Source organism: Novispirillum itersonii (genome assembly GCF_014205675.1).
GTDB classification, from domain to species: Bacteria; Pseudomonadota; Alphaproteobacteria; order Rhodospirillales; family Rhodospirillaceae; genus Novispirillum; species Novispirillum itersonii_A.
Window position 1 is genome coordinate 75708 of record NZ_JACIIX010000001.1, and the last position, 26164, is coordinate 101871.

At 66.4% G+C, this 26164-nt stretch carries 19 protein-coding genes; 13 read left to right on the forward strand and 6 right to left on the reverse strand.

The window, feature by feature from the left end:
• The first annotated feature begins 122 nt into the window (after positions 1 to 122).
• The 8 genes from dctP (at position 123) to FHS48_RS00350 (ending at position 9867) form a co-directional block, all read left to right on the forward strand.
• A complete protein-coding gene (gene dctP, locus FHS48_RS00315; protein ID WP_184259870.1) occupies positions 123 to 1175 on the forward strand; it encodes a TRAP transporter substrate-binding protein DctP in 1053 nt (350 codons plus the stop codon).
• A gap of 161 nt (positions 1176 to 1336) precedes the next feature.
• Positions 1337 to 1858, forward strand: coding sequence for a TRAP transporter small permease subunit (locus FHS48_RS00320; RefSeq protein ID WP_184259873.1), 522 nt, complete (start codon positions 1337 to 1339; stop codon positions 1856 to 1858).
• Positions 1848 to 3164: a TRAP transporter large permease gene (locus FHS48_RS00325; RefSeq protein ID WP_184259876.1), complete on the forward strand. Its 1317-nt coding sequence runs from the start codon at positions 1848 to 1850 to the stop codon at positions 3162 to 3164. The genes FHS48_RS00320 and FHS48_RS00325 overlap by 11 nt, the downstream gene beginning before the upstream one ends.
• Before the next feature lie 10 nt (positions 3165 to 3174).
• On the forward strand, positions 3175 to 3357 hold the full coding sequence (locus tag FHS48_RS00330; protein WP_184259879.1) for a hypothetical protein: 183 nt from the start codon (positions 3175 to 3177) through the stop codon (positions 3355 to 3357).
• A 4-nt stretch (positions 3358 to 3361) separates the two neighbouring features.
• Positions 3362 to 5095: an L-arabinonate dehydratase gene (araD, locus tag FHS48_RS00335; RefSeq protein WP_184259883.1), complete on the forward strand. Its 1734-nt coding sequence runs from the start codon at positions 3362 to 3364 to the stop codon at positions 5093 to 5095.
• 38 nt (positions 5096 to 5133) lie between these two features.
• Positions 5134 to 5865, forward strand: a complete 732-nt coding sequence (locus FHS48_RS00340) for a ribonuclease activity regulator RraA (RefSeq protein WP_184259886.1) — start codon at positions 5134 to 5136, stop codon at positions 5863 to 5865.
• 12 nt (positions 5866 to 5877) lie between these two features.
• Positions 5878 to 7401 (forward strand): aldehyde dehydrogenase (NADP(+)), encoded by a 1524-nt coding sequence (locus FHS48_RS00345; RefSeq protein WP_184259889.1) that lies wholly within the window; start codon positions 5878 to 5880, stop codon positions 7399 to 7401.
• A 399-nt stretch (positions 7402 to 7800) separates the two neighbouring features.
• On the forward strand, positions 7801 to 9867 hold the full coding sequence (locus FHS48_RS00350; protein WP_184261329.1) for a DEAD/DEAH box helicase: 2067 nt from the start codon (positions 7801 to 7803) through the stop codon (positions 9865 to 9867).
• Between the two features lie 240 nt (positions 9868 to 10107).
• Here FHS48_RS00350 and FHS48_RS00355 read toward each other — a convergent pair whose 3' ends face one another.
• Positions 10108 to 10731, reverse strand: coding sequence for a YjbE family putative metal transport protein (locus FHS48_RS00355; RefSeq protein WP_416046491.1), 624 nt, complete (start codon positions 10729 to 10731; stop codon positions 10108 to 10110).
• Between the two features lie 121 nt (positions 10732 to 10852).
• Complete coding sequence (gene cbiE / locus FHS48_RS00360; RefSeq protein WP_184259895.1) at positions 10853 to 12091, reverse strand: precorrin-6y C5,15-methyltransferase (decarboxylating) subunit CbiE; 1239 nt, start codon at positions 12089 to 12091, stop codon at positions 10853 to 10855.
• Between the two features lie 472 nt (positions 12092 to 12563).
• Here cbiE and FHS48_RS00365 point away from each other — a divergent pair, with 472 nt between their 5' ends.
• Positions 12564 to 13895 (forward strand): globin-coupled sensor protein, encoded by a 1332-nt coding sequence (locus FHS48_RS00365; protein ID WP_184259898.1) that lies wholly within the window; start codon positions 12564 to 12566, stop codon positions 13893 to 13895.
• Between the two features lie 24 nt (positions 13896 to 13919).
• Here FHS48_RS00365 and FHS48_RS00370 read toward each other — a convergent pair whose 3' ends face one another.
• Both FHS48_RS00370 and FHS48_RS00375 read right to left on the reverse strand, forming a co-directional pair.
• A complete protein-coding gene (locus FHS48_RS00370) occupies positions 13920 to 15134 on the reverse strand; it encodes a WD40 repeat domain-containing protein (protein WP_184259900.1) in 1215 nt (404 codons plus the stop codon).
• A gap of 560 nt (positions 15135 to 15694) precedes the next feature.
• Positions 15695 to 17608, reverse strand: coding sequence for a sigma-54-dependent Fis family transcriptional regulator (locus FHS48_RS00375; RefSeq protein ID WP_184259902.1), 1914 nt, complete (start codon positions 17606 to 17608; stop codon positions 15695 to 15697).
• A gap of 693 nt (positions 17609 to 18301) precedes the next feature.
• Here FHS48_RS00375 and adh point away from each other — a divergent pair.
• From adh to FHS48_RS00395, 4 genes are all read left to right on the forward strand, one after another.
• Complete coding sequence (adh, locus tag FHS48_RS00380) at positions 18302 to 19822, forward strand: aldehyde dehydrogenase (RefSeq protein WP_184259904.1); 1521 nt, start codon at positions 18302 to 18304, stop codon at positions 19820 to 19822.
• 561 nt (positions 19823 to 20383) lie between these two features.
• A complete protein-coding gene (gene yiaY / locus FHS48_RS00385) occupies positions 20384 to 21535 on the forward strand; it encodes an L-threonine dehydrogenase (RefSeq protein ID WP_184259906.1) in 1152 nt (383 codons plus the stop codon).
• 130 nt (positions 21536 to 21665) lie between these two features.
• Positions 21666 to 22049 carry a DUF779 domain-containing protein gene (locus FHS48_RS00390; protein WP_184259908.1) on the forward strand — a complete coding sequence of 128 codons (384 nt, stop codon included), beginning with the start codon at positions 21666 to 21668 and terminating at the stop codon, positions 22047 to 22049.
• Positions 22050 to 22577: 528 nt separating this feature from the next.
• Positions 22578 to 23819: a PQQ-dependent sugar dehydrogenase gene (locus FHS48_RS00395; protein ID WP_184259911.1), complete on the forward strand. Its 1242-nt coding sequence runs from the start codon at positions 22578 to 22580 to the stop codon at positions 23817 to 23819.
• Between the two features lie 144 nt (positions 23820 to 23963).
• Here FHS48_RS00395 and FHS48_RS00400 read toward each other — a convergent pair whose 3' ends face one another.
• Entirely contained in the window at positions 23964 to 24896 is a 933-nt protein-coding gene (locus FHS48_RS00400; RefSeq protein WP_184259914.1) for a DUF4928 family protein, read from the reverse strand.
• Positions 24897 to 24898: 2 nt separating this feature from the next.
• Positions 24899 to 26059: a DNA cytosine methyltransferase gene (locus FHS48_RS00405; protein WP_184259916.1), complete on the reverse strand. Its 1161-nt coding sequence runs from the start codon at positions 26057 to 26059 to the stop codon at positions 24899 to 24901.
• Positions 26060 to 26164: the final 105 nt, after the last annotated feature.

The following is a 26164-nucleotide window of genomic DNA, read 5'->3' on the forward strand; positions in this document are numbered from 1 at the left end:
CCCCTTTTGAAGTCCGCCCACTATACCGGGGCTGTTGACAGTGCGGAACTAATATATTAGTGCAGTGGTGCAGAAGAACAAGAGCCGAGTCACCGGCCCACTGTCCATAACGGGAGGACCCCATGACCAAGACGTCACTCCGGCGCGGCCTGACCGCCGCCTGCGCCGCCGCTGCCCTGTCCTTTGCCCTTTCCGGCACCGCCGCCAGCGCCACCGAAACCCTGAACATCCAGTCGTCATTCAACGCCGGCGACTTCACCATGCAGTACCTGACCGAACACTGGCTGCCGAAGGTGCCGCAGGTGACCGGCGGGCGCTATGCCATCACCCTGAAGCCGAACGGATCGGTCGTGCCGGCCAAGGAAACCATCGACGCCACCGCCTCCGGCGTGCTGGACGGGGATTTCACCTCGGTCAACTATTTCTCTGGCCTTGAGCCGGCCTTCGCCATTATGGCCGACCTGATTTCCGGCTATGACACGCCGGAGCAGATGCTGGGCTTCTGCAAGACCGATCAGGGCGAGGCGATGGAACAGAAGATCGTCGACACCGTCGCCCACGGCGATGTGCAGGTGGTCGGCTGCGGCCCCTACAGCCGGGAATCCCTGCCCGCCCGCGTGCCGATCAACGGCTTTGCCGACATGAAGGGCAAGAAGATCCGCGCCCCGGAAGGCCTGGCCTCTGCCGTGTTCGCCGCCGCCGGGGCCAGCCCGGTGTCGATCCCGTTTTCGGAAGTGTATGGGGCGCTGGAAAAGGGCATCGTCGATGCCGCCGATGCCTCGGCCTATATCAACAACGCCACCACCGGCCTGCATGATGTGGCGTCCTATCCGCTGTATCCGGGCATTCATTCGATGCCGCTGATGCAGTTCACCCTCAGCAAGGACCGCTGGTCGAAAATGTCGGCCGCCGACCGCGCGGCCCTGCGCGACTGGTGGTATGCCGCCATGGAAGACCTGATCAAGGTCGTTGATGAGCAGGACAGGGCCCGGGTCGCCAGCGACAGGGCCGCCGGCAAGATCCACATCATCAACTGGGCGCAGAACGACCGCGACAGGATGCGGGGTGTCGCCCGCGGTGAATGGCTGAAGTACGCCGACAAGAGCCCGCTGGCCCGCGAAGCCCTGAACGCGCACATCGCCTACATGAAGAAGATCGGCCTGTTCAAAGACTGATCCGGGTTAACGGACCACCCCGGCCACCCGACCAGACGCCCCCGTAGGGTGACCCGACCGCTCACCCCTGTCGGGTTCCCCGACCGCTCACCCCTGTCGGGTCACGCCTGATCGGGCCGGGTGGCCGGTCCCCTTCCTGCGCCCCTGCCCCCGAGGCCATCATGAAACGCCTGCTGTCCTGCGCTGCGACCGGCATAGACCGGATCAGCATTTTCATCGGGCAGAGCAGTTCCGTGCTGCTGTTTGCCTGTATCCTCGCCTCCGCCGTCGAAGTCCTCCTGCGCTATGGCTTCGACAGCCCGACCCTGTGGTCCACCGAACTGTCGATGACCCTGTGCGCCACCGCCTGGGTTCTGGCGGTCGGCAGTGTCACCCAACGCAACCGCCACATTGCCATCACCATGATCGAAGGGCTGATCAGCCCGGCGGCATGGCGCCGCCTGCGGCTGGTGCAGATGCTGGCCTCGGTGCTGGCGGTCGGCACCCTGACCGTGGCGCTGTGGAAACCGGCGATGAAGGTCCTTGCCCGCCCCGAATACTCCGGCACCGCCATGAATTCCCTCCAGCCAAGCTATCTGAAGGTGCTGCTGCTGGTGGGCTGCGGCCTGTACCTGCTGCAACTGGCAGCCAACATCATCCGCTGGGTCCAGCGCACCGAGAAGGAGATCCCCGGTGGGCATTGAAATCATCACCCTGCTGATCGTCGCCGCCCTGCTGGGGCTGATGGCGCTTGGCATTCCGCTGGGCATCACCACGCTGCTGGTGTCGCTGGGCACGGCCATCCTGTATTTCGGCGAACGCGCCGGATTCTTCATCGTCACCGCCAACGTGACGGAAGTGCTGCATAAGTATGAACTGATCTCCGTCCCCTTCTTCGTGTTCATGGCCAATGTCCTGGAACGGTCCGGCATTGCCCGGTCACTGTTTGAATCGATGGCGATCATGGGCGGGCGCTTCCGCGGCTCGGTCGGGGTGCAGACCTGCATCGTCGCCGTGGTGCTGGCGGCAATGTCGGGGATCATGGGCGGCGAGATCGTGATGCTGGGCCTGATCGCCCTGCCGCAGATGCTGCGCCTTGGCTACGATAAGAAGCTGGCGATCGGCCTGATCTGTGCCGCCGGGGCGCTGGCCACCCTGATCCCGCCGTCGGTGGTGCTGATCGTCTACGGGCTGGCGGCACAGGTGTCGATCACCGAGCTGTTCGCCGCCTCAATCGGGCCGGGGATACTGCTGGCCTCGCTGTATATCGCCTATATCCTGATCCGGGTCCGCCTGAACCCGGCGCTGGCCCCGGTCTATGACATCCCGGAAACCGGCCTGCCGTTCCTGAAGCGCCTGCCCTTCCTGAAAGGGGTGATCCTGCCCGGCATCCTGATCGGGGCCGTGCTGGGGGTGATCTATTCCGGCATTGCCACTGTCACCGAAGCCGCCGCCATCGGCGCGGTCGGGGCGGTGGCGGTGGCCGCCATCCGCCGGGAACTCAGCTGGATCATGCTGCGCGATGCCATGCGCCAGACCGTGCAGACCGTCGGGTCGATCATCTGGCTGGTGCTGGGGGCCGTGGCCCTGATCGGCATCTACAACCGCATCGGCGGCGGCGACTTCCTGCGCGGCGTGCTGACCTCCCTCGATGTCGCCCCGATCGTTGTGATCATCGTGATGATGCTGATCGTGATGGTGCTGGGGACCTTTCTGGAATGGATCGCCATCCTGTTCATCACCGTGCCGATCTTTGCGCCGGTGGTGGTGGCCCTTGGCTTCGATCCGGTGTGGTTTGGCGTGCTGTTTGCCATGAACATCCAGATCTACTACCTGTCGCCGCCGTTTGGTCCGGCCTGCTTCTTCCTGAAGTCGGTGGCCCCGAAGGAAATCAGCCTACAGGACATCTTCGCCTCCGTCCTGCCGTTCATCGCCCTACAGGGGGTTGGCATGATGCTGGTGCTGTTCTTCCCGCAGATCGCCACCACCATCCCCGCGCTGCTGAAATAAGGAGGCAGCCATGACAAAGCCCACAACAGACCCCACAACCGGCCTGACCCACGACCTGCTGAAGGGGGATGAGGATATTCCCCCCGCCGACTTCGCCGCCGATGACGACGGCCTGTTCGGCAACTGGCCGGAATTCATCGGCCTGATCGGCACCGTCGTGCTGATCTGGTTCTCATTCGCCTTCAGAGGGTAAGGCCATGACTCGCAAGACATACGACCGGCTCCGCTCCGCCCGCTGGATGGTGCCGGACGACCAGCGGTCCTTCGGCCACCGCTCCCGCACCATGCAGATGGGCTACGACCCCACGGACTGGGAAGGCCGCCCGATCATCGCCATCATCAACACCTGGTCCGATGCCCAGCCCTGCCACATGCACTTCAAGGACCGGGTGGAGTGGGTGAAGCGCGGCGTGCTACAGGCCGGGGGCTTCCCGATGGAGCTGCCTGCCCTGTCGCTGTCGGAAAATTTCGTCAAGCCGACCACCATGCTCTACCGCAACATGCTGGCGATGGAGACCGAGGAACTCCTGCGGTCCCACCCGGTGGACGGGGCGGTGCTGATGGGCGGCTGCGACAAAACCACCCCCGGGCTGGTGATGGGGGCGGTATCGATGGGCCTGCCCTTCGTCTACCTGCCCGCCGGACCGATGCTGCGCGGCAACTATGCCGGAAAGTTTCTGGGATCGGGCACCGATGGCTTCAAGTACTGGGACGAACGCCGGGCCGGAACCATCAGCAAGGAAGAATGGCAGGGCATTGAAGGCGGTATCGCCCGCAGCTATGGCCACTGCATGACCATGGGCACCGCCAGCACCATGACCGCCATCGCCGATGCCATGGGCCTGACCCTGCCGGGGGCCTCGTCGATCCCCGCCGCCGATGCCAACCACCAGCGGATGAGTACCCAGTGCGGCCGCCGGGTGGTGGAGATGGTGTGGGAAGACCTGACTCCGGATAAAATCCTGACCCCGGCCGCCATCACCAATGCCGTCACCGTCGCGATGGCCACCGGCTGTTCCACCAACGCCATCATCCACCTGATCGCCATGGCCCGCCGCGCCGGTGTGCCGCTGGAGCTGGCGGATCTGGACCGCATCGGCCGCACCACCCCGGTGCTTGCCAACATCCGCCCCTCCGGCGACAGCTACCTGATGGAAGACTTCTATTACGCCGGGGGCCTGCGCGCCCTGATGAAACAACTGGGCGACAGGCTGGACTCCGCGGCCATCACCGTCACCGGCAAACCGCTGACCGACGGGCTGGATCAGGTGAGGATCTGGAACGAGGACGTGATCCGCCCCCTGTCCAACCCGGTCTATCACGAAGGGTCTCTGGCGGTGCTGAAGGGCAACCTCTGCCCCGATGGCGCGGTGATCAAGCCTGCCGCCTGCGACCCGAAGTTCCACCGCCACACCGGCCCGGCGCTGGTGGCTGACAGCTACCCCGAGCTGAAGAAGATCATCGACGACCCCGATTATCCGATGACGCCCGACACCGTGCTGGTGCTGCGCAACGCCGGGCCGCAGGGCGGGCCGGGGATGCCGGAATGGGGAATGATCCCGATGCCCAAGGCCCTGCTGAAACTGGGCCTGCGCGACATGGTGCGCCTGTCCGACGCCCGCATGTCCGGCACCTCCTTCGGGGCCTGTGTGCTGCATGTCGCCCCGGAAGCCTATATCGGCGGGCCGCTGGCCCTGCTGCGCACCGGCGACCGGGTGGAACTGGACATCCCCGCCCGCAGCCTGAACATGCTGGTCGATGCCGACGAGCTGGCCCGCCGCCGCACCGAATGGACCCCGCCGCCGCCACGCTATGAACGGGGCTACGGCACCCTGTTCAGCAGGCACATCGAACAGGCCGACAAGGGCTGTGACTTCGACTTCCTGCGCAGCGACTACGGCCGCCCGGTCGATGAGCCGGTGATCTACTGATCCCTTATTTCTCCTCTTCTCCCCCGGAGACATCCATCATGACCACCCCCGCCTACACTCTTTCCGCTGAAACCCGGGCCCGGCTGGAAGGCGTCTCCACCGCCTCGGTCGCCACCGCGCTGTTCAAGCGCGGGCTGCGCAACCAGTTCATCCAGGGGGTCAGCCCGGTCTGCTACAAGGGCAGGCGGATGGTCGGACAGGCCTTCACCCTGCGCTACATTCCGGCGCGGGAAGACCGCAACCCGATCACCGTGTTCCGCAATGCCGACCACCCGCAGCGGGTGGCGGTGGAAACCTGCCCGCCGGGCTGGGTGCTGGTGATGGACAGCCGCAAGGATGCCCGCGCCGCCTCTGCCGGGTCGATCCTTGTCACCCGTCTGGCCCGGCGGGGCTGCGCCGGCATCGTCACCGACGGCGGCTTCCGCGATGCCGAAGGGATCGGCGCGCTGGACATGCCCGCCTACCACCAGCGCCCGTCAGCCCCCACCAACCTGACCCTGCATGAAGCGCTGGATCTCAACGTGCCGATCGCCTGCGGCGATGTGCCGGTGTTCCCCGGCGACGTGCTGCTGGGCGACGGCGACGGCGTGATGGTGATCCCTGCGGCGCTGGCCGACGAGATTGCCGCCGAATGCACCGGGATGGAAAGCTTCGAGGACTTCGTGCTGGAGCAGGTCAACGCCGGGGCCGCCGTGATCGGCCTGTATCCGCCCACCACCGACGCCGCACAGGCCGACTATGCCGCCTGGCGCGACAGGACCGGCCGCTGAGGGATCCGCACCATGACCTTTACCCCCCATGGCCGTCACCTGATCGCCGGAGAATGGGTGGCCGGTGACGCCACCTTCCCCTCTGCCCCGGCCACCGGCCCGGCCCATGCCTTTGCCGTCGGCACCCCGGCCGATGTCAGGCAGGCCTGCGCCGCCGCCGCTGCCGCCTTCCCTGCCTATGCCGCCACCAGCCGGGCGGAGCGGGCGGCGTTCCTGAACACCATCGCCGACGAGATTGAGGCCCGCGCCGAGGCCATCACCGCCATCGGCACCAGCGAAACCGGCCTGCCCGCCGCCCGCCTGACCGGCGAACGCGGCCGCACCACCGGACAGTTGCGGCTGTTTGCCCGCCACATCCTCGACGGGGCCTACCTCGACCGCCGCCACGACGCCGCCCTGCCGGACCGCCAGCCGCTGCCCCGCCCGGACCTGAGACTGATGCAACTGCCGGTCGGGCCGGTGGCGGTGTTCGGGGCCTCCAACTTTCCGCTGGCGTTCTCCACAGCCGGGGGCGACACCGCCGCCGCGCTGGCCGCCGGATGCCCGGTGGTGGTGAAGGGCCATTCCGCCCACCCCGGCACCGGAGAAATCATCGCCGGGGCGGTGGACGCCGCCCGCCGCCGCTGCGGGCTGCCCGGCGGGGTGTTCTCGCTGATTCAGGGGGGCAACCGCGCCGTCGGGGAAAGTCTGGTCACCGATCCGGCGATCAGGGCGGTCGGCTTCACCGGGTCGCTCGGTGGCGGACGCGCCCTGTTCAATCTGTGTGCCGCCCGCCCGGACCCGATCCCCTTCTTCGGGGAACTGGGGTCGGTCAATCCGATGTTCCTGCTGCCGCAGGCGCTGGCCGCCCGGGGCGAGGCCATCGCCACCGGCTGGGCGGCATCCCTGACCATGGGGGCCGGACAGTTCTGCACCAATCCCGGGGTGGCAGTGCTGCCAGCCGGGCCGGAGGCCGATGCCTTTGCCGCCACCGCCACCGCAGCCCTGTCAGCCGTGGCCGCCCAGACCATGCTGACCGATGGCATCGCCGCCGCCTACCGGCAGGGCTGCGGTCGCATCGGGGCCACGCCGGGGGTCAGCAGCCTGCTGGCCGGGCCCGCCGGGCCGCGTCAGGCCGCACCGCACCTGTTCCGCACCCCTGCGGCGGCATGGCTGGCCGATGACGGCCTGTCGGAGGAAGTCTTCGGCCCGCTGGGGATCATCGTCACCGTCACCGACGCCACCGAAATGCTGGCCGTCGCCAACAGTCTGCACGGCCAGCTGACCTGTACCCTGCATCTGGACGATGCCGACGCCGACACCGGCCGCGCCCTGCTACAGGTGTTGCAGCACAAGGCCGGGCGGGTGCTGGCCAATGGCTTCCCCACCGGGGTGGAGGTCGCCGACAGCATGGTGCATGGCGGGCCGTATCCGGCTTCCACCAACTTTGGCGCCACCAGCGTCGGCACCCTGTCGATCCGGCGCTTCCTGCGGCCGGTATGCTACCAGAACCTGCCGGACAGCCTGCTGCCGGAGGATCTGGCCGCTTTCCCGTAACCACGGCAGCAGACCGGCGTTCTGGCCTTCTAAAGGCCGGGCGCCGCTGCCATGCAGCGCAGACCGGCCCTTCATGGACCCCGTTAAGCCCCCCTGACCTGAAGACCGCAGAAGGCACCCGCGTTCTGCGGTCTTTGTCGCAGTGCAACCGTCGCAGTGCAAACATTCTGTTGACCGCGCCGCGCAGACGTGGTTATCTCCCCCTCGATTGTCTCGCGATCGCGCGAATGACGGTGGCGCCCAGGTGGATATGCCGGGCGCCTTAATCGTCTTTCCCGAGCCCTTCTGAAAGCGAAACCGTCCGGTCCCCCGTCGCGCGTGGTGAGCGGACACACTGCGTCCCGAGTCTGGTCCCTGCGGGGAAGATCGGGCGCTCAAAGGATTTTTGACGTGACCGATATGGAAACCGGCGCCGCCGTTGCGGGCCAGTCCACCACTTTTGCCTCCCTGTCGCTGGCTCCGGCCCTGATGCAGGGCCTGACTGATAATAATTTCACCTCCCCCACCCAGATTCAGGCGGAAGCCATCCCCTACGGCCTGAAGGGCCATGACGTGCTGGGCATTGCCCGCACCGGCACCGGCAAGACTGCCGCCTTCGTGCTGCCGATGATGAATGCGCTGGTGGAATCGCGTGGCAAGATGCCGCCGCGCCACATCCGCGCCCTGATTCTGGCCCCGACCCGCGAACTGGCGGTGCAGATCGACGACGCCATCCGCCAGCTGGGCAAGCACACCCGTCTGCGCTCCTTCGCCGTGCTCGGTGGCGTCGGCCGCCGCCCGCAGGTGGACCGCATCTTCCGTGGCGTTGACATTGTCGTCGGCACCCCGGGCCGCATCAACGATCTGATGAGCACCGGCGACCTGCGCCTTGACCTCGTCAGCCACTTCGTGCTCGACGAAGCCGACCAGATGCTGGACTTCGGCTTCATCCACGACGTGCGCAAGATCGCCAACGCCCTGCCGGAAGACCGTCAGTCGATGCTGTTCTCCGCCACCATGCCGCCGCAGGTGGCCTCGCTGGCGCAGACCCTGCTGACCGATCCGGTCCGCGTCGAAGTGGCCCGCACCGGGGAAACCCCGGCCAAGATCGACCAGCACGTCTACTTCGTGGAAGGCGGCGCCAAGCAGGACCTGCTGGTGCAGCTGCTGGAAGACAAGGGCATCACCCGCACCATCGTCTTCACCCGCACCAAGCACGGCGCCAACCGCCTGAGCGAAAACCTGTTCAAGGCCGGGATCCGTTCCGAAGCCCTGCACGGCAACAAGAGCCAGGCCGCCCGCCAGAAGTCGCTGGACCGCTTCCGCGCCGGGGAAAGCCGCGTGCTGATCGCCACCGATATCGCTGCCCGTGGCATTGATATCCCGGCGGTGTCGCACGTCATCAACTACGACATCCCCAACGTGCCGGAAAGCTACGTGCACCGCATCGGCCGCACCGCCCGTAACGGCGCCAGCGGCGTTGCCGTGTCGTTCTGCGCCAGCGATGAAGCCGGGTATCTGCGCGACATTCAGCGCCTGACCGGCCACGATCTGGACATTCTGGCCGGTGACTGGCCGACCCGGATGCCGAAGCGCGGTGCCGCCTCGCAGGGCCGCCGCCCGCCGCAGCAGCGCGACGGCCAGAGCCGTTCCTTCGGCGACCGCGCGCCGCGTGGGGACCGTCCGTTCGGTGACCGTCCGCAGCGTGATGGCGAACGCTCCTTCGGCGACCGTCCGAACCGGGGTGACCGTCCGTTCGGCGACCGTCCGCAGCGCGATGGCGAACGCTCCTTCGGCGACCGTCCGAACCGGGGTGACCGTCCGTTCGGTGACCGCCCGCAGCGCGACGGCGAACGCTCTTTCGGCGACCGTCCGAACCGGGGTGACCGTCCGTTCGGTGACCGCCCGCAGCGGGCTGACCGTCCGTTCGGCGACCGTCCGCAGGGTGAACGCTCCTTCGGTGACCGTCCGAACCGCGGTGACCGTCCGTTCGGCGACCGCCCGCAGCGGGCTGACCGTCCGTTCGGCGACCGTCCGCAGGGTGAACGTTCCTTCGGTGACCGTCCGAACCGGGGTGACCGTCCGTTCGGTGACCGCCCGCAGCGGGCTGACCGTCCGTTCGGCGACCGTCCGCAGCGCGATGGCGAACGTTCCTTCGGTGACCGCCCGAACCGGGGTGACCGTCCGTTCGGCGACCGTCCGCAGGGCGAACGCTCCTTCGGCGACAAGCCGGCCCGCCGCGACTCCATGCCGCGCCCGTTCAAGGGCAAGGGTGAATTCGCCGCTGGCAAGGGTGGCGACTTCGGCGGTGACCGTCCGTACCGCGCCGCCGACCATGGCGACCGTCCGGTGGGTGACCGCCCGATGAAGGCCCCGCGCAAGGATTTCGGTGATCGTCCGCAGGGCGAGAAGAAGTCCTTCGGCGGCAAGAAGGCTTTCGGTGAAAAGTCTGCCTTCTCCAAGCTCCGCAAGACCGACGCCGCCTAAAGCGGTAACGGTTCAGCCGGAAAAACAGAAACACCCCCCAGCGCAGGCCGGGGGGTGTTTTTTTGCCCTGACAGCAGGGTCACCGGGCAGACGGAGACCGGTGGCCCGGTGACATGGTCCGTTTTTGGCGGCCAGCAGGCCCGGGCGGTGCCTGACCGTCACCGTCCCGGCAGGGGACGGCACAGAAAAAGGGCCGGAGACTCTGCCCCGGCCCTTCGTTCTTGCCTGAACCGCCCGGCCTTACAGCCAGCCGACGGTCTTCAGCACTTCATTGCTGCCGCGCCAGATCATGCTGAGCGACACCCAGACAATCATCGCCAGCCCCAGATAGCCGATCCAGTGGTACTTGGTCAGCGCCTTGGCGATGTAGGTGGCCGCCACCCCCATCAGCACCACCGACAGGACCAACCCGGACACCAGCACCCAGGTATGGTCCCCGGCGGCCCCGGCCACCGCCAGAACGTTATCCACCGACATCGACAGGTCGGCCAGCGCCACCTGCACCACCGCCTGCATCACCGTCTTCCCCGGCCCGGCGGAGGCAGCCCCGCCCGTGCCATCGGCGACCAGATCGGCGGCCTCTTCCTCTTCATGGCCGCTGCGCAGATCGCGCCACATCTTCCAGCACACCCACGCCAGCAGCAGCCCCCCGGCCAGCGTCAGGCCGATGATTGCCAGCAGCTTGGTCGCCAGCACGGCAAAGGCGATGCGCATCACCACGGCCGCACCGATCCCCATCAGGATCACCTTGCGCCGCTGCGCCAGCGGCACCGAGGCCGCCGCCATGCCGACGACAATCGCATTGTCCCCGGCCAGCACCAGATCAATGAACAGCACCTGTAAAAAGGCTGTCAGTTCCGACATCAAACCTGCATCCATTATCCCGCTCTTCCTGTCCTAAACCCCGGCGCTCCGGTCTCATGGTGTCCGGATACAGCAACGGTCCGGCGATGACAAGCCGACGCAGGGGCACAGACCCTTTGGGTCAGCCTGTTTTACCGGTAAACCACAACGTGACCGGCATCGCCGTGTCCCAGCCGAGAAAGCTGCCGACCGGGCGGGCCTGTGCCACCGACAGCCGCAGCAAATCACCGCCCCAACGGGCCTGAAGCGCCACCAGCCGGGCTTCTGACTGCACCGTCACCGCCGTCGCCATCATCCGTCCGCCCGGCTTCAGGGCGTCGTAACAGGCTTCCGCCACCCCGTCGCGGGTGATGCCGCCGCCGACGAAGACCACATCCGGCCCCGGCAGGCCGGTCAGGGCCTCCGGTGCCCGGCCTTCCACCAGATGCAGGTCCGGCACGCCAAGGGCATCGCGGTTGTGGCGGATGTTGGCCTGCCGCTCCGGGTGCGATTCAATGGCAATCGCCCGACACGACGGGTGGCTGCGCATCCATTCAATACCAATGGAGCCACTGCCCGCCCCGACATCCCACAGCAGCTCCCCCGGACGCGGAGCCAGCCGCGCCAGTGTCACCGCCCGGATATCGCGCTTGGTCAACTGGCCATCATGGCGGTAGGCCGCATCCGGCAGCCCCGGCGTCACTGCCAGCGGCACGGTGCCGGGGTCCGCCACCGGCTCCACCGCGATCACCGCCAGATCGGGGAATGGTCCATCGCCAAGGGCCGCTGCCGTCCCCTGCCAGCAGGTTTCGCGCGGCCCGCCCAGATGGCCGAACACGGTGATCCGGCTGGCCAAAAACCCGCGCAGCCCCAGCAGATGCCCCACCGCCGCCGGGGTCTCCGCCCCCTCGGCCAGCAGCAGTACCCGCACCCCGGGGTGCAGATGCGCCGCCAGCCGCGCCAGCGGGCGGCCATGGGCAGGAATCACCACCACATCCTGCACCGGCCAGCCCAGCCGGGCCGCCGCCAGACTGACGCAGGACGGGGCCGACAGCACCCGCACCGCCTGCGGGGTCACCGCCTCCGGCGGCAGCAGCCCGGCCAGCCCGGCGGCCAAAGTCGCGCCGATGCCATAAAACATCGGGTCACCGCTGGCGAGAACACACACCGGCTGCGGATACAGCCCGGCCAGCAGCGGATAAGCCCCGGCAAACGGGCTCGGCCACGGCAGCCGGATCTGCCCCGGCTGATCGGGCACCAGCGCCAGATGCCGGGCCCCGCCGACCACCACCGCCGCCTGCGTCACCGCCTGCCGGGCGGCATCGCCCAGCCCGGACAGCCCGTCTTCGCCAAATCCCACCACCGTCAGCCATGCGGCCATCCCGGAGTCTCCTGTTCTGCATGCCTTCTTCGGTCCCCACAGATGCCACATCCGGGCCGCCCCCGGCTACGGCTTCGCGGCGGCCTGCCTGAAAAAGCGAAGATGCCAGCCCCTTTCATCACCGTTATTTTATATGTGTGAATATATATGTCTGATCAGCCTCAACCTGTCCGGAGGCCTTCGGACAAATCAAGGCCTGTATTATGAAGGATCAATCACCGGTCGCTCCCGGTTGATCCGCACTCTCGCAAAATGCGGCGCAATTGGGCAGCCCGCTGTCAGAATGGTTCTAAAGAAGGCAACTCCCCCCAGCCATCCGGCCCATGGACAATCCCGGAAAGCCTGCTCTGCCCCCTTGAAATCAGGCCGCTTTTCAACTCCGGCAAGTGGCACAGAGTTTGCTGTTACAGCTTTCGAAAACGTTTTCAGCCGTATGGTCAGCAGGCCTCGCGGCATCCAGCGGAGACCCTCCATGACCAGCACTGCCATCAGCCTTGACCGCGATGCCCGCCTCGCCTTCCTGCACATTGATGCGGGCACCCGCGCCGCCGTGCAGGAATTCCGGCCGCTGCTGGAAAAGCATCTGGAGCCGATGCTGGACAAATTCTACGCCAAGGTCGGATCGGTGCCGCATCTGGCCAAACTGTTCAGCAACCCCGATACGCTGCGCCATGCCCGCACCATGCAGGCGAAGCACTGGCTGAACGGGGTGTTCACCGGAACCTTTGATGACGACTACATGAAGCAGGTCACCATCATCGGCCGCACCCACGAACGGGTCGGGCTGGAACCACGCTGGTACATGGCCGCCTACTGCTACGTGCTGAATGAAATGGTCGATCTGGTCCGCCGCCACTACGGCAAGGCCACCGATCAGGCCGCCCGCATCATCTGCGCCATCAACAAGGTGGTGTTCCTCGACATGGAACTGGCGGTGTCGATCTACATCCAGACGGCGCGGGACTCCGCCCTGTCGGTGATTGAGGTGTTCGAGCGCGAGGTGGATGGCATGGTCGCCATGGTCACCGATGCCGCCACTGAACTGGAACAGTGCTCCACCGCCATGGCCCGCAGCGCCGACACCACCAGTCAGGAAGCGCAGGAGGTGTCACAGGCCGCCGATGCCGCCGCCACCAATGTGCAGACCGTTGCCGCCGCCGCCGTCGAGCTGCATGCCTCGATCAGTGAAATCGCCCGCCAGATGGACGGGTCGTCCCGCATCTCCGGCGAGGCGGTGGTCAAGGCGCAGCGCGTCAACGCGCTGGTCGACGGCCTGTCAACCTCCGTTGACCGCATCGGCACCGTGGTGCGGCTGATTTCCGACATCGCCAGCCAGACCAACCTGCTGGCCCTGAATGCCACCATCGAGGCCGCCCGCGCCGGAAGCGCCGGAAAAGGCTTTGCCGTGGTGGCGGGCGAGGTGAAAAGTCTGGCCGGGCAGACCGCGCAGGCCACCAGCGAAATTTCCGGCCAGATCGGCGCGGTGCAGAAGGCCACCCGCGATGCGGTGGTCGCCATTCAGGCGATCAGCGACACCATCGGCGAAATGAACGTGGTCGGCACTGCCATCGCCAGTGCCATTGAAAAACAGAGCGCCACCACCCAGGAAATTGCCAGCAACACCCAACAGGCCTCCGACGGCACCAATGCCGTCACCGCCCGCATCTCGCGGGTGTCCAGCGCCTCGATGGAGGCCGGGGCCGCCGCCCGTCAGGTTCTGGCCACGGCGCAGGACCTGACCGTCAAATCCGGCGGCCTGAAGGACCGGGTCCGCGACTTCGTCGAAAAGATCCGGGTGGCGTAACCCGGCCTTTCCCGATCCCGGGCCTTAGCTGACCACTCCCGGCGGGCTTGCCGCCGGAACAGAACCGGCGGGAGCAGGCACCGGCGGCACCGTCACCGGCGGCGGTTCCGGGACCCGGGGCGGTGCGGGGCGGGTCAGATCCAGCAGCACCACATCGGCCCCGACGCTGTAGGCCAGACGCCCGCCATCCGGGCTGAAGGCCACCGTGCCCGGGGCCGGATCATCATGCACCAGCCCGCCGACCACCGCGCCGCTGGCCATATCCCACACCAGCACATAGCCCTTGGCGGCCCCGGCGGTCTTTCCGGCAGCGGCAGCCACCCGCTGTCCGTCCGGGCTGACCGCCAGCGCCTGCGGACCGGCAAGGCCGGTGGCATAGGTCATCAGCAGGCCGCCGCCCCCGGCGGACCAGCGCTTCACCTCGCCCCGCGGCGGCTCTGCCGCCGTCGCCCGCAACGGTCCGGCGGTCAGCAGCGACCCATCCGCCGGATTGACCACCAGCGCCGAAACCTGCCCGCCGGAAACGGCGGTAAAGTCCGCCACCCGGCGGCCATCACTCAGGGCCCACAGCTGCACCTGCCCGCCGCTGGCCAGCGCCAGCCGGTCGCGGCGGCGGTCCACCGCCACGGCGGACACCGGGGCCGCCGCAGCGGAAATGCCGGGGTCAAGGCTGCGCAGCAGCCGCCAGCGCCCGGTCTCAAACAGGCCGATCCGCGTGCCGCCCAGCGCCACCGCTGCCATCCCGTCATCCAGCGCAAAGGCGGTGGCCTGATTGACCGCGCCCGGGCTTTCCCGGGTGGAAACGGTGCGCATCACCCGGCCATGCAGCACCGACAGCAGGGTCAGCGCTGCCTCCGGGGTGTCAGACGCCACCCCCGCCGTCGGCGTCACCACCGCCAGACCGTCGGCGGTAAAGGCCAGCGAGCGGATCTCCGCCCCCGCCACGGCGGCGCGGTTGGCCTGCCACTGCAACACCCCGGTGGCGGTGTTCCACACATACACCTGCGTGTCGGAGGCCGACACCGCCGCCAGCAGGCTGCCATCGCTGCTCCAGCTCAGGGCGTGCAGGGGCTCCGGCGCGGTAAAACGGCTGATTTCGGCACCCGGCGGGGTCAGGGCGACCGGGGCCGCCGTCTGTGCGCCGCCACCGGCACATCCGGCCAGCAGCGCCGCCAGTCCGGCCAGCAGCACCCCGGTCCGCATCCGCCCGCCCATCCGCCGCAACACCCGCGTCGCCATGCCTGCCCCCTCTCTGTGTCTGATCGGCTGATCTCCGTTCGGTTCTACCTTACGCGCCCCGATCAGGACAGCCCTAACACCGGAAGGAGGGCTTAAGATGAAGCCCCTCCTCCCCAGAAAAACAGGAAACCCGGCGGGGCTCTGCCCCCAAAAAACAGGAAACCCGGCGGGGCTCTGCCCCCCAGAAAAACAGGAAACCGGCGGGGCTCTGCCCCGCTGGAGCACCCCGCAAAGGGCCTTCAGGCCCTTTGATCCCCTTAATAATCGTTTGATCAAAAAACCGGGTGTCAGAAGCCCAAGGATCCCCCCGAAATTCCTCAGGTCAAGGAGCCCAAGGCTCCCCCCCGAAAGTCCTCAGGTCAAGGAGCCCAAGGCTCCTTGTGGGGTTTGGGGCAAAGCCCCAAGGAAAACAGGATGCAGGGCCAAGCCCTGCGGGGTGGGGTTTGGGGCAAAGCCCCAAGGAAAACAGGATGCAGGGCCAAGCCCTGCGGGGTGGGGTCTGGGGCAAAGCCCCAAGGAAAAGCCCCCAAGAACACGATGCAGGGCCACCCCCTGCGGCCCTACCCCCGCAGCCGCCGGTACAGGGTATTGCGGCTGATGCCCAGCCGTTGGGCGGCGCGGGACATGTTGCCGCCGCAGGCCGTCACCGTGCGTTCCATCAGCTCCAGCGACAGGCTGCGCAGGTCCCCGTCCTGCGGGCTGTGGGTGGGGTCGGGGCTGCGCATCTCCTCCGCCACGTCATCGGGCAGATGGTGCCAGTGGATGCGGGTATCACCGGGATCCAGCAGGGCGACGGCGGTGCGCAGCACGTTGGCCATCTGCCGCAGGTTGCCGGGCCAGCCGTAGCGGTCAAACGCCGCCGCCACCGGATCAGACAGGGTGATGCCGCTGCCGGGGGCCAGACCATCCAGCACCCGCCCGGCCAGCGCCAGCCGGTCGCTGCGGCTGCGCAGCGGCGGCAGGGTCAGGGTCAGGCCGTTCAGGCGGTAATAGAGGTCGGCGCGGAACTGCCCGTCAGCCACCGCCTGTTTCAGCGGCTGGTGGGTGGCGGCGATCAGGGCAAAATCCACCGCCACCGGCTTGCCGCCGCCCAGCGGCACCACCTGACGGTCCTGCAACACCCGCAGCAGGCGGGTCTGCAATCCGGCGGGCATGTCGCCGATCTCATCCAGAAACAGCGTGCCGCCCTGCGCCTGCCGGATCCGCCCCGGCGCGCCTTCACGCCGCGCCCCGGTGAAGGCCCCGGGGGCGTAGCCGAACAGCTCCGCCTCGATCAGGTGTTCCGGCAGGGCGGCACAGTTGACCGCCACAAACGGGGCCTTGGCGCGCGGGCTGCTGTCGTGCACGGCGCGGGCGAACACCTCTTTCCCCGCCCCGGATTCCCCCATCACCAGCAGCGCGATATCCTTGCCCGCCACCTTGCGGGCGCGGTCAATGGCCTGTGCCATCTGCGGGTCGCCGCTGTCCAGCGCCGCCAGCGCATCCGCCGCCGAAGGCCGGGGCAGCGGGACAGACCGCAGGCGGGTCCCCGCCGTTACGGGGGCCGGGGTGGGGGCCAGCCCCTCCGCCCGCAGGAACAGCGCCTGACCGCCGACCGTGCGCACTGCCACCGGGTCTCCGCCCTGCCGCAGCAGATCGGCCAGCCGCCCGGCGGAGGTTTCCAGCACCGCCTCCAGCCGCTCCCCCAGCCGGGCATGGGTCAGCCCCAGCAGCGCCAGCGCCGCCCGGTTGACGCCGCAGATCCGCCCGTCGCCATCCACCGCCAGCAGCCCTTCCGCCAGCGTGCCGATGCCATCCGGCTGCGGGTGAAGATGCAGCCGCAGGGCGGTGCCGTGCCGGGCCTCGAACAGGCGGTTTTCAATCATATGCGCCGCCGCGCTGACCAGCCCCGCCGTATGCGGGTGGCGGCTGCGGTGATGGCCGGAGATATCCAGCACCCCCAGCAGATGCCCGTCCGGCGCCACCACCGGGGCGGCGGTGCAGGTCAGAAAGCTGTTCTGATCCAGAAAATGTTCGCCGCCATGCACGCTGACCGCCGCGCTTTCCGCCAGTGCGGTGCCGATGGCGTTGGTGCCCCGGTGGTTTTCGTGCCACGACGCCCCGGGCAGCAGCGCCACCCGCTCCGCCCGGCTGAGGAAATCGGCGTCGCCCAGCGTTTCCAGCAGCAGCCCGCGCTCATCGGCCAGAATCACCATCGATCCCGACCCCCGCGTCTGCGCATGCAGGTATTCCATCACCGGGCGGGCCCGCATCACCAGATCACGGCGGCGGTCCTGCGCCTCCCGCAGCAGCGGGGCCGCCAGATGCGGGGCCTGCGCCGCCCGCCACGGCGCCAGACCGGCCCCCTGACTGCGCCGCCACGACCGTTCCACCAGCGGATGGATCAACCCGGACGGCAGAACCTGCCCCCGCTCCAGACAGGCCCGCGCCTGCCGCAACGCCTGCCCCGGCGGAACCCCCTTGGCCAGATCCATCAACGATCCTCCCGTTTTTCTGACAGGGCTTTATGCCCCTTTCGTCACAGCACACACCTTGACCTATCGTAAACCACTGCCCCATCGGCCTTGCCGACAGACCTATAAAAACGGGCTTTGCCCGCACCCACCAAGGGCCATTGGCCCTTGGATCCCACTTTTTGGGGCCTTAGGCCCTTGGATCCCCTTTCTTGGGGACCTCCGTTTTTAGGGCCATAGGCCGGAGCACTTCCGCCCCTTTCCTGTTTCCGCAGGGCTTTGCCCTGCAACACAAACCGCACGCCCCCCCCCTTTAAGCCCTGAGATCAAAGAGCCCAAGGCTCCCCCTCTTCATCAGGTCAAGGAGCCCAAGGCTCCCCTGAAAGTCCTGAGGTCAAGGAGCCTAAGGCTCCTTGTGGGGTTTGGGGCAAAGCCCCAAGGAAAACAGAATGCAGGGCCATTCCCCCAAAGACAGACCTGAAACCCTGCGTTGTTTGAGTGTCGGGGACAGCGGCGGTGCAGCGCAACGGTTTCCTGAGTGTGCGGCGCAACTGTCCCATTCTGACACACCTGTCCCGGAGCGGGACATGCTGCGGGCGCGGTAACAGGCTGAAAACACAGCATTGCTGTCTGGCACGCCCTGTGCGGAGTGTTCAGCAGGCCGGTGGCACAACGCCGGGCCGTAACAGAAGAAACCCACAGGGAGTACCGTTCATGATCTATGCCGCCCCCGGTTCCGCTGATGCTCCGGTGCAGTTCAAGGCCCGTTACGACAATTTCATCGGCGGCAAGTGGGTTGCCCCGGTCAAGGGCCAGTATTTTGACAACGTGACCCCGACCACCGGCAAGGTGTTCTGCCAGGCGGCCCGGTCGTCGGCGGAAGACATCGAAATGGCGCTGGACGCCGCCCATGCCGCCGCCCCGAAGTGGGGCCACACCAGCGTTGCCGAGCGTGCACTGGTGATGACCCGCATCGCCGACCGCATGGAAGCCAACCTTGAAAAGCTGGCCTATGCCGAGACGGTCGATAACGGCAAGCCGATCCGCGAGACGCTGGCCGCTGATATTCCGCTGGCGATTGACCACTTCCGCTATTTCGCCTCGTGCATCCGGGCGCAGGAAGGCAGCCTGGCCGAGCTGGACGCCGACACCGTCGCCTATCACCTGCACGAGCCGCTCGGCGTGGTCGGCCAGATCATTCCGTGGAACTTCCCGATCCTGATGGCGGCGTGGAAGCTGGCCCCGGCGATTGCGGCGGGCAACTGCGTGGTGCTGAAGCCCGCCGAACAGACCCCGGTCGGCATTCTCGTGCTGATGGAGCTGATCGCCGACATTCTGCCCGCCGGGGTGATCAACGTGGTCAACGGCTTTGGGGTGGAAGCGGGCAAGCCGCTGGCCTCCAGCCCGCGCATTGCCAAAATCGCCTTCACCGGCGAGACCAGCACCGGCCGCCTGATCATGCAGTACGCCAGCCAGAACCTGATTCCGGTGACGCTGGAGCTGGGCGGCAAGTCGCCCAACATCTTCTTCCCCGATGTGGCCGCCGCCGATGACGACTTCTTCGACAAGGCGATTGAAGGCTTCGTGATGTTTGCCCTCAATCAGGGCGAAGTCTGCACCTGCCCGTCGCGGGCGCTGATCCACGAGGCCGTCTATGACCGCTTCATGGAACGGGCGCTGGCCCGCGTCGCCGCGATCAAGCAGGGCAACCCGCTGGACACCACCACCATGATCGGGGCGCAGGCCTCTTCCGAACAGCTTGAAAAGATCCTGTCCTACATTGCCATCGGCAAGGAGGAAGGGGCTTCGGTGCTGGCGGGCGGCGGGGCCGCTGATCTGGGCGGCGACCTGTCGGGCGGCTATTACGTCACCCCGACCGTGTTCAAGGGCCACAACCGCATGCGGATCTTCCAGGAAGAAATCTTCGGCCCGGTGGTGGCGGTCACCACCTTCAAGGACGAGGAAGAGGCCCTGCATCTGGCCAACGACACCCTGTACGGCCTTGGCTCCGGCGTGTGGACCCGTGACGGCAACCGCGCCTACCGCTTCGGCCGGGGCATCAAGGCGGGCCGGGTGTGGACCAACTGCTACCACCTGTATCCGGCCCATGCCGCCTTCGGGGGCTACAAGCAGTCCGGCATCGGGCGCGAAACCCACGCCATGATGCTGGACCACTACCAGCAGACCAAGAACCTGCTGGTCAGCTACAGCCCGAAGGCGTTGGGATTTTTCTAAAGTCACGGCTTCGCCGGGACTTTAGAAGGTTTTGTTAGGTCCCTCAGGCGGCGGGCACGGGCCATCCGGCCCGCTTGCCTCACGCGCGAATGGTCGCGCGGGCCCTCAATGGGCCAGTCGCTGCGCTTTGTTGTTTTGTTAAGTCCCTCAGACGCCGGGTGCGGGCGTCCGCCCGCTTGGCTCACGTCCGCACGGGCGGACGGGCCCTCAATGGGCCAGTCGCTGCGCTTTGTTGTTTTGTTAAGTCCCTCAGACGCCGGGCGCGGGCGTCCGCCCGCTTGGCTCACGTCCGCACGGGCGGACGGGCCCTCAATGGGCCAGTCGCTGCGCTCCGTTTGTTTGGGGACACTCAGGCGGCGGGCCCAGTCGCTGCGCTCCGTTGTGGCTGAGGGAATAGTGTTCATGCCGCTGCTACGGCCCCGGCGGGGGCCTTGGGGGCAGTGCCGGATCAGTTGACCTGCGCTGTCCCTCAGGAACCGGACGGAGGGAGCGGAACCCTCCGTCCGGTTTTTTACCGCCCGACTCAAGCGTCAAAAACTCAAGAAACAAGAGGGGTTGGTCATGTCCCAGACCGCATTCTACATTCCATCCGTCAACCTGATGGGTTCCGGCTGCCTGACCGATGCCGTCGCGCGCATCAAAAGCTACGGCTATGGCCGGGCGCTGATCGTCACCGATGCCGTGCTGGCCAAAATCGGCGTCGCCGCCAAGGTTGCCGCCCTGCTGGAGGCCGCCGGGATCACCGTCACCGTTTTCGACGGTGCCAAACCGAACCCGACCATCGCCAATGTTGACGCCGGGCTGGCCCTGCTGCGGGCCAATGCCTGCGATGTGGTGGTGTCCCTCGGCGGCGGATCGCCGCATGACTGCGCCAAGGGCATCGCCCTGTGTGCCGCCAACGGCGGATCCATCGCCGATTACGAAGGCGTTGACCGCTCGGCGAAGCCGCAGGTGCCGCTGGTGGCGATCAACACCACCGCCGGCACCGCCAGCGAGATGACCCGCTTCTGCATCATCACCGATGAAGCCCGCCATGTGAAAATGGCCATCGTTGACAAGCACGTCACCCCGGTGCTGTCGGTCAACGATCCCGACCTGATGCTGGCCAAGCCGCCGGGCCTGACCGCCGCCACCGGCATGGATGCCCTGACCCACGCCGTGGAGGCCTATGTCTCCACCGCCGCCACCCCGATCACCGATGCCTGCGCCCTGAAGGCGGTCAGCCTGATTGCTGCCAACCTGCGGCAGGCGGTGGCGCATGGCGATGATCTGGCGGCCCGCGAAGCGATGGCCTATGCGCAGTTCCTCGCCGGGATGGCGTTCAACAATGCCTCGCTGGGTTATGTCCATGCCATGGCGCACCAGCTCGGCGGGTTCTACGACCTGCCGCACGGGGTGTGTAACGCCGTGCTGCTGCCGCATGTGGAAGCCTTCAACGTGCAGACCAGCGCCGCCCGCCTGAAGGACGTGGCGGCGGCCATGGGCGAGCCGGTGGCCGGGCTGTCGGATGCCGACGGCGCGGCGGTGGCGCTGGCGGCCATCCGCCGCCTGTCCGCCGACATCGGCATTCCCGCCGGACTGGGCGAACTGGGGCTGAAGGAGGCTGACATTCCGGTGCTGGCCGCCAACGCCCTGAAGGATGCCTGCGGCCTGACCAATCCACGCCGGGCAGATCAGGCGGAGATCGAAGCCATCTTCCGCGCCGCGGCGTAACCGGGTTTTCCTCCCCACCTTCAGGGGGGACACTCTCAGGGTGTCCCCCCTGCTTTTTTTTCCGGGAGGAAAACCGGAGGGGACCCCCACCGCCTGAGACCTGCCTGACACCTGCCTGAAAGGGAACGCAATGAGCACCACACCCCCGCGTGTTCTGGCCACCGATGCCGCGCTGGACCTGATCCGCCTGCTGGAAGGCAAGCATGGGCCGCTGATGTTCCATCAGTCCGGCGGCTGCTGCGACGGCAGCGCCCCGATGTGCTACCCGCTCGGCGAGTTCCTGACCGGGGACAGCGATGTGCTGCTGGGGCAGATCGGCGGCTGCCCGTTCTACATGGGGCGCGCCCAGTTTGAATACTGGCAGCATACCCAGCTGGCCATTGATGTGGTGCCGGGCCGGGGCGGAATGTTCTCACTGGAAGGGCCGGAGGGGCTGCGCTTCCTCACCCGTTCCCGGGTGTTCACCGATGCCGAGGTGGCGGCGCTGGAGGCGCAGGAGACCGGCAGCCGGTAAACCCGGCCCCCTCTTCCGGCACAGCGGAAGGACCGGATGACCCTCTGGCAGGAACGGGTTTTTCTGTGCGGCATCAGAAAGAAGGATGACCATTACGGCATCCTTCTTCTTTTTTATCTTTTTCGCAGAATCAAAGTTCTACAAAGGCATTATTCGTGGACATGTGAAACAGGCCGCCGTTTAACCGCCTGAACGTCGGAACCGGTTCGGTACCAGTACGGAACCGGTACCGTACTGGTACCGTACTCCTTCCGCAGAGGGAGAGGGAGGGAAGGAGGAAGGGAAGGAGGAAGAGAAGGAGGAAGAGAAGGAGGAAGAGAAGGAGGAAGGGAAGGAGGGAGAGGAGCAGGAGGAGGACCCGCAGGCTGCTGCTGCTGCTGTTGCCCCCGGCTTGACGGTAATTGGCAAAGGTTGGCAGACCGGTGCGGATCGCGCAGTGTGGACAGGCCCCCTCTTGCAGCCGCCGTTTCCGCCCGCATATGGGATCCAGTCCCATCCCCGGACCCCCCCGCCCGGAGAGCCTGCCCGATGCCGATCCTGCTGCCGTTCCTGCCCCAGCCCTCCCCGTCCCGGCCCGTTCTGTCCGCCGCCATGGTCGCGGCCGCGCTGCTGCTGCTGCCTGCTGCGGCCACCGCCGCCGACTTCAACGATGCCCTGCCCAATGCTGCCGCCCAGCGCCCGGCCTTCCCCGGCCAGACCCGCGCCCCGGTGATTGCCGACACCACCCGGCTTCAGCGCACCGTGGTGGCGCGCGGGCTGGAACACCCGTGGGGCATGGCAGAGCTGCCGGACGGCGGCTGGCTGGTGACCGAACGGCCCGGCCGCCTGCGTCTGGTGCGGGCCGATGGCAGCCTCTCCGCCCCGATCCTCGGGCTTCCGGCAGTGGAGGCCACCGGTCAGGGCGGGCTGCTGGACGTGGCGGTGCGTGACGACTTCGCCACCAGCCTCCGGGTGTGGTGGAGCTACGCCGAACCGCGCGGTGCCGAGGGCAACGGCACCGCCGTCGCCACCGGCACCCTCTCCGCCGATGCCACCCGCCTGACCGATGTGCGGGTGATCTTCCGCCAGACCCCGGCATGGCGCTCCTCGCTGCATTTCGGCTCCCGACTGGTGTTTGACCGCGACGGCGGCCTGTTTGTCACCACCGGCGAACGCTCAGACCGCGCCGCCCGCCCGCTGGCGCAGGACCCCGCCACCCTGCTGGGCAAGGTGGTGCGGATCCACCCCGACGGCGGGCCGATGCAGGCCGATCCGGCCTTCCCCGGCGGCCTGCCGGAAGTATGGTCCATCGGCCACCGCAACGTGCAGGGGGCAACGCTGGCCCCGGACGGCACCCTGTGGACGGTGGAACACGGCCCGCGCGGCGGCGACGAGCTGAACCACCCGCAGCGGGGCAAAAATTACGGCTGGCCGGTGATCACCTACGGGCAGGAATACAGCGGCAACCCGGTCGGCACCGGCACAACCGCACAGGCGGGGATGGAGCAGCCGGTGTATTACTGGGACCCGGTGATCGCCCCCGGCGGCATGGCGTTCTACACCGCCGACCGCATCCCCGGCTGGCGCAACAGCCTGCTGATCGCCGGACTGGGCGCACAGGCGCTGGTGCGCCTGACGCTGGACCCGGTCAGCAAACTCGTCACCGGCGAAGCCCGCTACTTCGACGGCACCGCCCGCATCCGCGACGTTACCGTGGCCCGCGACGGCGCGGTGATGCTGTTGACCGACGAAGACGACGGTGCCCTGATCCGGGTGGATCTGGCGCGGTAGGGGGCGGGATGAGGGGGATGAGGGAAAAAGCGCGGGCTGCCGCCCGCCCCCGCACGGGGCCATTGGCCCCGTACCCCGGGAGTAAGCATCAGTCAGAGCGTTTTTTGATGAACGGAATAGGCAGATACTGGATCAATCTTTTGCCTATCTTCCCTTGGCAATTTCAATCTTCAGACTGGGATCCGTTTCATGGGCATCGACGATCGCATTATAACGTTCCAGCAATTCCCCGATTTTAACGATGCGCCTGTCTGGAGAAAATTGCCCCAGTTCATAAATGTTAGCCGCAAGAAATTGCTCGAACTCGATGATGTCGAGCCGATCATAAATCCCTGCATTTTCGGATAAGCCTTCGGCCGTTGTTGCTCCACGTCGTGTCGTAATAATGAGCGGTTTCAGTCCACAGTCCAAGTTCGCCACACACTTACGAATCAGCGCCTCAGACGGAGCTGTGCTCACGTGAATCGAAACATCGTGAAGATTGAAGTCTCCGGTTCTGCCCTCTGCTGCATCATTCTGGTTCGAGCCGTGATGCTGGACTTTGCCCTCGCCAAGCACAAGATCCAACTTAGCTCCGACAAGATGCTGTAACATCGTGCCCAGAAACATTGTTCCAGACATTTCCCGCTGACGGTCCTCGGCCTGTCGCATCAGATTTCGGATAACCGCGCGAAGGCCTAAATTCCCGTCAAGCTTAAGGGAAAACGGCTTTGCCGCAAAAAAATTGCGGACACGGGCAATCCAAAATAGCTCAATCTCGTTCAAATCGATGGCAGAGTCATCAGTAGAGAGCTTATTCAAGAATTCAACATAGACACGCATATTCCCCAAGCTGCCGCGAGACGTTCTACCGCCCTCCTCGGCCAAAACGCGTGTAATGCCATGACGGCCAAGGATGGCTTGGACCTTTCCTTTGCCCAGCCCCAGCACCTGACCTTCGCCTTCTGTGATGAGTTGGGCGGGGTCAAGCGGCAGCCCCCGCTCCCGCGCATGGTCCGTGACAACCAAGGCAACACAAAGCGGTCCCTTGCCTCGGAATTTATGTTTTTCGGCAAAATCAGAAAGGGCTTTAAGCATGGTTATTCCGCGGCGGCGGCAACAAACGCGTTGCTTGCCAAAATGGGTTCAAACAGTTGTGCGGCCAGCCATCTGACGACAGGCACGGCCACCCCGTCTCCCGCCAGATGATACGCCTCGTTATATTTACTAGGTAGCAGATAGGTATCGGGAAGTCCCATCAGCCTTGCCGCCTCACGCGGGGACAGTAGACGGGAACGAACCCGCGCGCCCTCCACCAAGATAATGCTTTGCCGCGACGAGCCTCCGCCGGGAGTGCGCAAGCATCCTGCCAATTCGTCAAATCTCACCTCAGCTCGCTGCATCTTCACGCCGTTTTCGATGCGGGTGCGCTTGTAGACGCCACCGACCACACGCCGACCAGCCTTCTTCGCGGCCTCGACTTTGCCAAGATGCAGAGGGTTCATCATCCCAATCAGCCTCGCCGTCTCCTGAGGAGAATGCCATTCGCAGCCCTCGGGCACCTCCTGTATCAGGTCGGCGAAGCGAGCCGACATGGCTGGCGGCGAGGGCAGATTCCACCAAATCCAACCCTGTCGGGTCTTAGATGGCATCCTCGCCCAAGCGTCCCGCATGGCTTGGGGATGCCACATAGGTGACGGCTCCCCACAAAGCTCGGGCGGAATTTTCAAATCTGGATGAACGCCAATAATGAACACCCGGGGACGGGATTGAGGCAAAAAGAGCCGGGCGTCCACGACCAACGCTCCAAAGCAATACCCAGCCTCGGAAAAGGAACCGGCGATAGCTGCAAAATCGCCCCCCCCATTGGACGTCAGCGCGCCAAACACATTTTCCAAAGCGATGATTCGGGGTGCGCGCGCCTGTTCCATAAGTTGGCGCATCAGGCTCCAAAACGGCCAGAACGTACCTGACCGCGTCTGTGAACGCGAGTCTGGGCGACCAATACCTTCGTAATTTCCAGCCAGCGACAGGTCCTGACAGGGAAAAGAAGCCCACGCCAAATCAGCCCGGCGCTCGGGAAGCTGGGAAGCGGAAATCAGATTGATGTCCTCGACAAGCAGATCGTCACCACCCCAGTTTCGTCGATAAGAACTCGCTTTGGTTTCGTCGAAATCATTGGCGAACAAACAGCTCCAGCCAGTTCCCAGACCGGCACGAGCCATTCCACCCCCAGCAAAAAACTCGAGAAACTCAGGCATCGTCTCGTCTCTCCATCACGCTTCCGGCTTTCGCATGATCGCGCCCTTTCTTCTCCTGAACGGCTGGAGCGACCCTGGTATTACGAGAAACGTTCCCCTGCAATT